The organism is Pseudomonas sp. 910_21 (genome assembly GCF_052850735.1).
On sequence record NZ_VXCY01000001.1, the window covers coordinates 647,862 to 659,162 of the forward strand.

The 11,301-nt window shown below is 64.3% G+C and carries 10 protein-coding genes; 2 read left to right on the plus strand and 8 right to left on the minus strand.

Going from position 1 to position 11,301, the window contains the following annotated elements:
- Positions 1-8: 8 nt before the first annotated feature.
- The 8 genes from FW796_RS03025 to FW796_RS03060 form a co-directional block, all read right to left on the minus strand.
- The gene (locus FW796_RS03025; protein WP_025127597.1) at positions 9-1,010 is read right to left on the minus strand and encodes a response regulator; all 1,002 of its coding nucleotides are present in this window, start codon (positions 1,008-1,010) and stop codon (positions 9-11) included.
- 48 nt (positions 1,011-1,058) lie between these two features.
- Positions 1,059-2,069 carry a chemotaxis response regulator protein-glutamate methylesterase gene (cheB, locus tag FW796_RS03030; RefSeq protein WP_110652336.1) on the minus strand — a complete coding sequence of 337 codons (1,011 nt, stop codon included), beginning with the start codon at positions 2,067-2,069 and terminating at the stop codon, positions 1,059-1,061.
- Positions 2,066-4,384, minus strand: a complete 2,319-nt coding sequence (locus tag FW796_RS03035; RefSeq protein WP_446438999.1) for a response regulator — start codon at positions 4,382-4,384, stop codon at positions 2,066-2,068. Before FW796_RS03035 ends, cheB begins: the two co-directional genes overlap by 4 nt.
- Positions 4,381-5,067 carry a chemotaxis protein CheW gene (locus FW796_RS03040; protein ID WP_346633463.1) on the minus strand — a complete coding sequence of 229 codons (687 nt, stop codon included), beginning with the start codon at positions 5,065-5,067 and terminating at the stop codon, positions 4,381-4,383. Before FW796_RS03040 ends, FW796_RS03035 begins: the two co-directional genes overlap by 4 nt.
- Complete coding sequence (locus FW796_RS03045; RefSeq protein ID WP_446439000.1) at positions 5,064-6,341, minus strand: CheR family methyltransferase; 1,278 nt, start codon at positions 6,339-6,341, stop codon at positions 5,064-5,066. Before FW796_RS03045 ends, FW796_RS03040 begins: the two co-directional genes overlap by 4 nt.
- The gene (locus FW796_RS03050) at positions 6,338-6,874 is read right to left on the minus strand and encodes a chemotaxis protein CheW (protein WP_346633465.1); all 537 of its coding nucleotides are present in this window, start codon (positions 6,872-6,874) and stop codon (positions 6,338-6,340) included. Before FW796_RS03050 ends, FW796_RS03045 begins: the two co-directional genes overlap by 4 nt.
- Complete coding sequence (locus FW796_RS03055) at positions 6,874-8,496, minus strand: methyl-accepting chemotaxis protein (protein WP_346633466.1); 1,623 nt, start codon at positions 8,494-8,496, stop codon at positions 6,874-6,876. Before FW796_RS03055 ends, FW796_RS03050 begins: the two co-directional genes overlap by 1 nt.
- A 214-nt stretch (positions 8,497-8,710) precedes the next feature.
- Positions 8,711-9,436: a tellurite resistance TerB family protein gene (locus FW796_RS03060; RefSeq protein ID WP_346633467.1), complete on the minus strand. Its 726-nt coding sequence runs from the start codon at positions 9,434-9,436 to the stop codon at positions 8,711-8,713.
- A 354-nt stretch (positions 9,437-9,790) separates the two neighbouring features.
- Here FW796_RS03060 and FW796_RS03065 point away from each other — a divergent pair, with 354 nt between their 5' ends.
- Both FW796_RS03065 and FW796_RS03070 read left to right on the plus strand, forming a co-directional pair.
- Positions 9,791-10,201, plus strand: coding sequence for a hypothetical protein (locus tag FW796_RS03065; protein WP_446439001.1), 411 nt, complete (start codon positions 9,791-9,793; stop codon positions 10,199-10,201).
- A 35-nt stretch (positions 10,202-10,236) separates the two neighbouring features.
- On the plus strand, positions 10,237-11,259 hold the full coding sequence (locus tag FW796_RS03070; RefSeq protein WP_446439002.1) for a hypothetical protein: 1,023 nt from the start codon (positions 10,237-10,239) through the stop codon (positions 11,257-11,259).
- Positions 11,260-11,301: the final 42 nt, after the last annotated feature.

The window sequence follows — 11,301 nt, forward strand, 5'->3', positions numbered from 1 at the left end:
GAACCCGCCTACTCGATCCCGACCTGATTGCGGCCATTGTTTTTCGCCAGGTACAACCCCTTGTCCGCGGCCGAAATCAACTGCCGGCAATGGCTGTTGGGCTGCGGCGTTATGGTGGAGAGCCCGATGCTGATGGTCAGGCTGGCGCCCTCCACCGGCGCGATATGGGGGATTTTCAGGGCTTCCACGGTCTGGCGCAGCTTCTCCGCCACCAGTCGCGCCCCGCCCGGCGAAGTGTTGGGCAGCACCAGCACGAACTCTTCGCCACCGTAACGCGCCGGCAGGTCGGAAGGCCGGCTGCTGGCCTCGCGAATCGCCGTGGCCACCTTGCGCAGGGCTTCATCCCCCTCCAGGTGGCCGAAGGTATCGTTGTAGGTCTTGAAGTAGTCGACGTCGATCATCAGCAACGACAGCTGGCTCTGCTCACGCATTGCCCGACGCCATTCCAGCTCCAGGTATTCGTCGAAGTGCCGGCGGTTGGACAGCCCAGTCAGGCCGTCGGAGTTCATCAGCCGCTGCAGCACCAGGTTGGTGTCCAGCAACTGCTGCTGACTGACCCGCAACGCACGGTAGGCGGCATCGCGCTGCAACAGGGTCATGTAGGAGCGGGAGTGATAGCGGATGCGCGCCACCAGCTCGATGTTGTCCGGCAGCTTGACCAGGTAGTCGTTGGCCCCGGCGGCAAAGGCCGCGCTCTTGATCAGCGGGTCTTCCTTGGTGGAGAGGACAATGATCGGGATGTTCTGGGTCGCCGGATGGTTACGGTATTCGCGCACCAGGGTCAGGCCGTCCAGCCCCGGCATTACCAGATCCTGGAGGATCACCGTGGGCTTGATGCGGATGGCCTGGGCGATGGCCTGGTGAGGATCGGCGCAGAAGTGGAAGTCGATGTTTTCCTCATTCGCCAACCCACGCCGCACGGCCTCGCCGATCATGGCCTGGTCATCCACCAGCAACACCATCGCAGCGTTTTCGTCGGTCTTGAATTCGTCGAGCTGTAAATCATTCATGGGTTGTCACCTGAGTTACTACCTGGCCAGGACAGCTGCGTTTATCAGTCATTTGGCAAATATCTCCAGCAAACGTGGAGCGATCTTGTCCAGTGGGCGAATCTCTGCGGCGGCACCGATGGCAGCGGCCGCCTTGGGCATGCCATACACCGCGCTACTGTTCTGGTCTTGAGCGATGGTCAAATAACCCTGATCGCGCATCAACTTCAAGCCCTGGGCACCATCGCGGCCCATGCCGGTCAGCAGCACCCCCACCGCATCGCCATTCCAATAGCTGGCGACACTCTCGAAAAACACGTCGATGGAGGGCCGGTAGATTTCATTCACCGGTTCGGCGGTATAGGCCAGGGTGCCGTTCTTCAACAAGCGGATATGGTGGTTGGTGCCTGCCAGCAGTACCGTGCCGCTTTGCGGCGGCTCACCTTCCCGAGCCAGCCGTACCTGCAGGCCGGAGGCGCTGCTGAGCCACTCGGCCATACCCGCGGCGAACACCTGGTCAACATGCTGGACCAGCACGATGGCGGCGGGAAAGTCCTTTGGCAAGCCCTTGAGCAGCACTTCCAGGGCCGCTGGGCCACCGGCGGAGGAGCCAATGGCCACCAGGCTCTGGCGTGGCGCCCCGCTGCGCAGCGGCACCGGCGCCGAACGCACCCGACTGCCACGCTGGCCGATCAGCCAGCCGATATTGAGGATCTTGCGCAGCAGCGGCGCCGCCGCCTCCTGGGCATTGCCCGCGCCCAGCGCCGGGGTGTCCACCACGTCCAGCGCGCCGTGGCCCATGGCCTCGAACACTCTGTGCACATTCTGCTGGCGGTCGACGGTGACGATCACAATGGCGCAAGGCGACTCGGCCATGATCCGCCGCGTGGCCTCGACGCCATCCATGACCGGCATGATCAGGTCCATGAGAATCAGGTCCGGCGTCAGTTCGGCGCAATATTTCACCGCCTCGGCGCCATTGGTGGCGACCCACACCACCTCATGGCTGGGATCGAAGGCCAGGGCCCGACGCAAGGCCTCCACAGCCATGGGCATGTCGTTGACTATCGCTATCTTCATGCCCGCGCTCCTCCAATCAGCTCCACCACCGCATCGAGCAGGGCGTCGTCATGGAAACTGGCTTTGGCTAGATAATAGTCGGCACCGGCATCCAGTCCACGGCGCCGGTCTTCCTCACGATCCTTGTAGGACACCACCATCACCGGCAGGGACTGCAGGCGATTGTCGCGACGCAAGAGTGTGACCAATTCAATTCCATCCATTCGCGGCATGTCGATATCGGTGATCAGCAGGTCGAAGCTTTCCGAACGCAAGGCATTCCAGCCATCCATGCCGTCCACGGCAACGGCCACATCGTAGCCGCGATTGATCAATAGCTTGCGCTGCAGTTCACGCACCGTGAGTGAGTCATCCACCACCAGAATACGCTTGCGCGCGGCCTGTGCATGCTGCTGGTGATGGCGTGCGATGCGCTCCAGGCGGCCGGTATTGAGCAGCTTGTCCACCGAACGCAGCATGTCCTCGACATCCACGATCAGTGCCACCCGGCCGTCATCGAGCAAGGCCCCGGCGGAAATATCCTGGATCTTGCCCAGGCGGTCGTCCAGCGGCAGCACCACCAGGGTACGCTCGCCGATAAAGCGCTCCACGGCGATCCCGTACACCGCGTCGCGCTCGCGAATCACCACCACCTTCAGGGTTGGCGCGTCGGTCTCGGTCGCCGGCCGCTGCAACAGCTGACTGGCCGCCACCAGGCCCACATGCCGCCCTTCGTGCCAGAAATGCTGACGCCCTTCCACCTGGACTATGGCCTCGGGTTCCAAGTCGCACATACGTTCGATATGGGCCAACGGGAAGGCGTAGGCCTCGTCGCCGACCTCCACCACCAGGCTGCGCACCACCGACAGGGTCAAGGGCACTTCCAGGTGAAAACGGCTGCCCTGGCCGCTGGTCTGCTCCAGCACTACCGCACCACGCAGTTGCCGCACCATATGCTGCACCGCATCCAGGCCGACACCGCGTCCGGAAACCTCGGTGACCTTGTCCCGCAGACTGAAGCCCGGCAGGAACAGGAAAGTCAGCAGTTCTTCCTCGCTGAGCTGAGCGGCGGTCTGGGCCGGCGACAGCTGACGCTCGACAATGCTCTGGCGCAAGCGCTCAAGATCCACGCCATTGCCGTCATCACTGAGCTCCAGCACCAGAAGACCGGCCTGGTGCGAGGCCCGCAGACGAATCACCCCCTCCGCCGACTTGCCCGCCAGCAGGCGCTGCTCGGGCAGCTCGATGCCGTGGTCGACGGCATTGCGCAGCAGGTGAGTCAGCGGTGCTTCGAGTTTCTCCAACACATCGCGATCGACCTGGGTTTTCTCACCCTCGATCTCCAGGCGTACCTGTTTGCCCAGGCTGCGCCCCAGATCGCGGACCATGCGGACCTGACCGGTGAGGACATCGGCAAAGGGCCGCATGCGACAGGCCAGGGCCGTGTCATAAAGCACCTGGGCCCGCTGGCTGGCCTGCCAGCCGAACTCATCAAGCTCGGCGGTCTTCTCCGCCAACAATTGCTGGGACTCGGCCAGCAAGCGCCGCGCATCCTCCAGGGCCTCCTGAGCCTCCAGGCTCAGCGCGTGTTCCTTGAGGTGCAGGTTGAGGTTTTCCAGGGCGGTCAGGCTGTTGCTCTGGATCCGCTTGAGGCGCTGCATCGTCGCCAGGTAAGGCTTGAGCCGCTGGGTTTCCACCAGGGATTTGCTCGAAAGGTCCAGCAAGCTGTTGAGGCGCTCGGCGGTCACCCGCAGCACCCGCTCGCCACCTTCGGTCATGCGTTTGCCCGGGCGCCCGTTGCTCACTGCCGGTTCCAGGGCCGGTTCGCTCGGCGGCGACAAGGGCTCCAGCTCCCTCGGCAACTGCGCCATGGGCGCCACTGGTGCTTCGAACTCCGGCTCTGGCGCGGCGCTTGCCTGGGCCGGCACGCTTGGCGCTCCCGGTCCATGCGCCAGCAACTGCTCCATCAACGCCACATAGCCCGGAATATCCGGCGCCACTGTCTCGACGCCCCCGGGACTGGCAATACGCATCAACAGGTCAGTGCCCTGCAACAGGGCGTCGATATGCTCGGGTTGCAGATACAGTCGCCCTTCCTGGGCACTGACCAGGCAATCCTCCATCACGTGGGCAACGCTGACCCCGGCATCGACCCCGACAATCCGCGCCGCGCCCTTGAGCGAGTGGGCGGCGCGCATGCAGGCTTCCAACTGATCGGCCTGGGTTGGATTGCGCTCCAGGGCCAGCAGCCCGGTACTGAGTACCTGGGTCTGGGCCTCGGCTTCCAGGCTGAACAGCTCCAGCAACGAGGCATCGCGCATTTGATCGGGGGTCATGTCAGGCTCCGGGTCACGGCCGAGAGCAGTTGCTCTTCGTCCAGCAAACGCAGGCTGCGTCCCTGCCATTGCAACACGCCACGGGTGTACTTGGCATTGGCCTGTTCTCCGGAGAGCGAGGCACCGTTGAGAATGCGTTCATCGATGGCATGGATACCGTGCACCTCATCCACCGGCACCACCACCGGGCCGCCCTCGGCCCCAATGATCAACATCCGCGGCATGACCCGCCCCGTAGCAGCGACCACCGGTGTGCCATCCAGGCCCAGCAGCTCAGTCAATGACAGGCAGGCCACCAGGGCCCCGCGCACGTTGGCCACCCCCAGCAATGCCCGTGAACGCTGGTGAGGCAAGGAGTGGATCTCTTGCAACGGTGCCACTTCCAGCAGGCAGCGGGTCGCCAGCCCCAGCCACTCTTCGCCGAGACGGAACATCAGCAGCGAACGGGTTACCACATCGCTGTCGGCCTCCAGGACCACCGCGTGCTCCCGGTCCTCCTGGCGCAACGAATAGCGATCCAGCAGGCGCGTGGCGGCGGCGGAGTAGACCGCGCAGTTGCGGCAATGGATATGCTCGGCGAGCAATGGGCAGGACTTGTCGCCGTGGATGCCGATACGGTTCCAGCAATCGTCGATGGCCTGCGCATCTTCACGGGTCACGTCCAATGAGTAGGAATGGCTCATCGTTTCAACTCACTGTCGGCAGTGCGAGTGCTGCGGGCAGCGCGCTCCTGCAATCGTTGGGCTCCGGCGACATCGCCCTGGGATGCCAACAGCGCCGCCAGGTGCGCCAGGGCTTCAGGGTGCTGGGGAGCCAGGTACAGGGCCTTGCGATAGAAGCCCTGGGCTTCCATGGCGTTGCCGGCCACATCACTGAGCAGCCCCAGCCAGTAGAACACCTGGGCCACAGGCTCGTGCTGTTGCAGATAACGCTCGCAGGCGGCACGGGCCTGCGCGCTCTTGCCCTCGTTGGCCAAGGCGGCAATGCTGGCCAGCAGGCTCGCGGCATCGCTGACCGCCGGCGTGTTCCCGGCCACCGGGGCCTGGGCCGCGCGGGCGGCAAAGGGGCGCTGGCGCGGTGCCGCAGGCAGCGGATTGCGCGGCGGCAGCGGCAAGGACAAGGGCTGGGGCAAGGCCACCGGAACCGGTGCAGGCTCGGGCTCAGTGTGCCGGCTGAAGGCAAAGGACTGGGGAATACCGATGGAACGCATGCCCAGACGCCCCAGCAGGCTGCCCTCGGCAGGCCCGATGAACAGCACCCCTTCTTCATGGGTCAGGCGCTTGAGCACCTCGAACACCTGGTGCTGGGTCGGCTGGTCGAAATAGATCAGCAGGTTGCGACAGAAGACGAAATCGAAAGGCGGCTCGCTGGCCAGCAACCCCGGTTCCAGGACATTGCCCACTTGCAGCCGGACCTGCTCGCGAACCCGCTCGCTCAAGCGATAACGGTCGCCCTCGGCACAAAAGTGCCGCTCACGGAACTCGGTGTTCTGGCCACGAAAGGAATTCTTGCCATAGACCGCCCCCCGGGCCCGCTCCACCGACAACGGACTGACGTCCAGGCCGTCGACCTTGAACTGGTGGGGAGCCAGGCCGCCATCCAGCAGGGCCATGGCAATCGAGTAGGGCTCCTCGCCGGTGGAGCACGGCAGGCTCAACAGGCGCAAGGCGCGCATGCCCTTGATCTGTGACAGACGTTCCTTGGCCAGCTTGACCAGGGTGGCGAAGGATTCCGGATAACGGAAAAACCAGGTTTCCGGAACGATCACGGCCTCGATCAGTGCCTGCTGCTCATCCCGGGAACCTTGCAGCTTTTGCCAGTATTCGTCGCTGCTGAGGGCATCCAGGGCGTTGCAACGCTGGCGCACCGCACGCTCGATGATCGCCGGGCCCACCGAAGCGACATCCAGGCCGATTCGCTCCTTGAGAAAGTCGAAAAACCGTTGTTCGTCGCTCATCGAGGCTCCTCAAGCGACGCCGGGTCCAGAGGCTCGGCAGGAAACAGCAACTCACGCACCTGAGCACCCAGCAAGTCATCGACCCGCACCCATTGCAAAAGCCCCTGGGCGTCTTCACGCACCGGCCCCAGATACGGCGCCTGGCGGTTGTCCAGGCCATAAGGCTGGAACTCCTCGGGGTCGCAGCGCAGCGTGTCGTTGGCCTGCTCCAGCAGCAGTCCAAGCACCCGCGGCGGCTGGGCGACGTCGCCCCGGTAGTGCACCAGCACCAGTCGGGTACTGGTACGCAGCTGCGCCGCGCGCCCAAACGTCAGCTCGCACAGGTCGATGACCGGCACTACCACCCCGCGATAGGCAAAGACCCCAGCGACCCAGGACGGTGCCTGGGCAATGGGCTTGAGCTGCAGGCGCGGCAACACTTCCACCACGTCGGTGGCCTGTAGCGCATAGCGCTCCTGACCGATGCGAAACACCAGGAACAGAGCACTGCGCGCCCCGGCTGCGGCGCCGCGCTTGTGCGCGAGCTCATCCATCAGACTTTGAAACGCGAGACGCCGCTGCGCAGGCCCACGGCCACCTGGCTCAGCTCATCGATAGCAAAGCTGGCCTGACGCAGGGACTCGACGGTCTGGCTGCTGGCGTCCCCCAGTTGCACCAGGGCGTGGTTGATCTGCTCGGCGCCTGTGGCCTGGGCCTGCATCCCCTCATTGACCATCAGCACCCGCGGCGCCAGGGCCTGGACCTGATGAATGATCTGCGACAGCTGCTCGCCCACCTGCTGCACCTCGGCCATGCCGCGACGCACCTCTTCGGAAAACTTGTCCATGCCCATGACTCCTGCCGACACCGCCGACTGGATCTCGCGGACCATCTGTTCGATGTCGTAGGTGGCGACGGCAGTCTGGTCCGCCAGACGTCGCACTTCAGTGGCCACCACGGCAAAGCCGCGACCGTACTCACCGGCTTTCTCCGCCTCGATGGCGGCGTTCAGCGACAGCAGGTTGGTCTGGTCGGCAACCTTGACGATGGTCACCACCACCTGATTGATGTTGCCGGCCTTCTCGTTGAGGATCGCCAGCTTGGCGTTCACCAGATCTGCGGCGCCCATCACCGAGTGCATGGTGTCTTCCATGCGCGCCAGGCCCTGCTGGCCGGAACCGGCCAGCACCGAGGCCTGATCGGCCGCGCTGGACACTTCAGTCATGGTGCGCACCAGATCCCGGGAGGTGGCAGCGATTTCCCGCGAGGTGGCGCCAATTTCCGTGGTGGTGGCAGCGGTCTCGGTGGCGGTGGCCTGTTGCTGCTTGGAGGTGGCGGCAATCTCGGTCACCGATGTGGTGACCTGCACCGACGAACGCTGGGCCTGCGATACCAGTGCGGTGAGCTCGGTCATCATGTCGTTGAAGCCGGTTTCCACCGCGCCGAACTCGTCCTTGCGCTCCAGGTTCAAGCGGCCACTGAGGTCACCGGTGCGCATGATCTCGAGAATGCTCACGATGCGGTTCATCGGCGCCATGATCGCTCGCATCAGCAGCAGGCCACACAGGCCGGCGGCGAGCACCGCCAGCAGCAGCGACACGCCCATGCTGACCTTGGCCGCGGCCACCGCATCATCGATGGCGGCGGTGGCGGAATCGGCCACGGCCTTGTTCTCGCTGATGATGTCATTGAGTTTCATGCGGCCGGCAATCCAGGCCGGGGTCAGCTGTTCGTTGAACAGGCGGATCGCCTCGGCTTCCTGGCGACGTTGATGCAGGTCGAGCACCGCCGCCTGGACGCGATTGAATTCCTGATGGTCTTTCTCGAACGCGTCGAACTCGCTCTGGTCTTCGCGGCTGTTGATGGTCTGTTTGTAATTGCCCATCTGGGTCTGCAGGCGCTCTTCGAAGGCCTTGAAGTCCGCCTTGTCTTCGGAGCTGATGTCCTGATTCTGCTTGAGGCCGATGATTTCCTGGGTCTGCAGGTAGGTGTCGACCCAGGCGCTGCGGATCATCGAGCTGAAATAGACCCCGGGCACCGCGTCATTGCGCATGCGCTCTTCACCGGCCTCGATCTTCAACAGGCGCGAGTACGAGACGACGACCATCAACAACATGATGGCGATAATCACCGCAAAGCTCGCCAAAATGCGTTGGCGCAACGTCCAGTTCTTCACAGTCAGTCCTCGAGGCCATTCAAAAATGGGAGGAGTATAGCCGAGGACGATGCAGGTTTTATGGGTGGTTTAGCAAACCGAATGGCACTTTCGGCATCTTTGTGCACCCGCTCTGGATGGCGGTTCAGCGGGCATTTCCAGGCCACTGAAGGGCATTTCGGCAATTCCTTCCGGCAGAACCGCCATCCTTGGCAAAGGGCAACTCCCAGGTGCTTCAGAGACCGCTCTGGCGCACCTGGTTTTCCAATTCGGCCTTGAGCCCCGGCGCCAGCTGCAACTGACGCGCCAGCTCGTCCAGATAGGCCTTTTCCATGAAGTGTTCTTCATCCACCAGCATCACGCTGGCCAGGTACATCTCGGCCGCCATCTCCGGGGTGCTGGCGGCACGGGCCACATCCGCCGGGTCCAGGGGTTTGTTCAACTCGCTGTGCAGCCAGTTTTGCAATTGCGGGTCGTTGTCCAGCTTGCGGAACTCGCCCTCGATCAGCGCCCGCTCACGCTCGTCCACATGACCATCGGCCTTGGCCGCCGCCACCAGGGCCTTGAGGATCGCCTGGCTGTGCTGCTCCACCTGCTGCGCCGGGAGCCGGTCGAGGGTCTGCGGCTCGTTGCCTGGGGCGCTGCCCTGTTGTGCCTGCCAGTTGCCATAGGCCTTGTAGGCCAGCACTCCGAGGGCTGCCAGGCCGCCATAGGTCAGGGCCTTGCCGCCAAACTTGCGGGCCTTCTTGTTACCCAGCAGCAAGCCCATGGCGCCGGCCGCCAGGGCCCCGCCGCCCGCTCCGGACAGCAGTCCGCCCAGCCCGCCGGCCTTGCCGCCGAGCAAGCCGCCGAGGCCAGCGGAATCGGCTCGGGGCTTGTCCGTTGGCGCCGCGCCGGTCTTGTTCTGCAGCAACTCCTGACCGGACCTGAGTAATTGATCGAGCAATCCACGGGTGTTCATCTGCCGCCTCCGGAAAATTAGGTGTCACATCGACACATAAGGCCGTAAGCCTAGAGAGAAGTGCCCAGGTTCAGGGGGACGATAGTGCTTCTGAATGTTGCTTTCCCACGGGCAGCCCCCCCCTTGTAGGAGCTGGCTTGCCAGCGAAGGGGCCCTGCGCCGGAAATGCCTGCATCAAAGGCCCTCCATCAGCCCCCACCCAGGCCGCCAGACTGGATTAGCGCCCCGAGTTACGGCACTATCCGCCGCCAGAAAAAGCCCCGGCGCCATCGCCCGGAATCGCTGAAGACCTTCCGGCAGCAAGGATGCGCCCATGCCCCGACAGAACCCCGCCACCGCCCACGAGTGCCGCCCATGAGCCTGGACGCCGTAGGCCGTTATCACCTGATACGCATCATCACCGGCCTGGTGCCCCTTTCGCTGCCGGCGCCGCTGTTCTATCTGGCCCATTTCTGGGGCATATCGGTGTATCGCAGCCACTTCGGTTCCATCGCCAAGGGCTACGGCATGGGAGTGATGGTCGAACTCCTGCTCCATCTGCTGATCATCGTCAGCGTGCTAGTGGCCCTGGTGCCCAACCTGAAGGTCAAGCTGGGCCTGGTCGGCGCCCTGGTGCTGTTCACCGCCTGGGCGATGTTTCCCGACCATCCGATACGCGGCTACGTCTATTGCTTCCTGATGAGCGTACCGCCGCTGCTGGCGATCTGGCTGGCGCAGTGGCTGTGCCGCTGCTTCGTACCGGCACCTCCGCCGGGCAGACCATGACCGACGCTCCGCCTCCAACCTCAATGAGTTCGCCGATGCCCGCCCTTCGTCATCTCTTGCGCCCGCTGTTCACCGTCCTGCTGCTCGGCGCCGCCACCCAGGCGGCCCAGGCCGCTGCGCCCGCTTGCCCGTCCAGCGACCTGCCGACCTTCGCCAAGGCCTTTGCCAGCAGCCCGGAGCTGCAGCAGGCGTTCAGCGACTCGCCGTTGATCGAACAGCGACCGACCCATGACGAGTACGGACGCGAGATCACCACCCGGCACAAGCTGACGGGCGATACCCGCCACCTGCTGACCCTGCTCGATCCAGAGGCCCAGGCTCGGGCCGGGCTGCAAACCTTCTGGGAGAGCCAGACCCTGGTGGTGCATGACCCACTGGGCGACGTGGTCCAGGCCTTCGTCTTTCAACAGGGCGCCTGCTGGCAGCTGGTACGGGTGGAACAGTGGTCCATGGACGGCCTGCTCAATCAGGACGCTCCGGCCGATGAAACTGCACTACAGCGGCAGATGCGCAAGGCCGATCTGTTCCTGGGCTACGGCGGTCGGGAGCAGTACCTGTTGACCAAGTACTTCTTCGAGCTGGGTCAGCAGATTCTGCTGGACGCCGCCCGGCATGGCTCGGCCAAGGCAGCGGTGCAGGCGGTGAGCCTGGGTTACTCGGGCATGGCGCCGGAGCTCAAGCCCGGGGAGCCGGAAGAACTGCTGCTGCCTTACGCCCAGACCGATGCCGAGGCGGCGTTGATGCTATCCATGTACTACTGCGATCCGCTCGGCGATGGCTCCGTCACGCAATGCCAGCAACCGCGCAAGTCCGAAGAGTTGGTGCTGCGCACTGCCCGGGAACTGGACTCGGCCAACGCCTACTACTACCTGGGCAGCGGCTACGCCGAGGGCAAGTGGGGCACCACCGATGGCCCGCGGGCCCTGGCCTGCTACCGGGAAGCGATCAAGCGTGGCGACCTGAACAGCCTCCGGCACCTGACCTGGTGGACAAAAAAAGGCGAAACGCCCGCCGGCGAAGCCCAGTGCCTGGATGCCCAGGCTCCAGTGGGGAGCTAAGGCCCCTGTGGTCTGCCCCCAAGGCGTGGAAGATGGGCATCA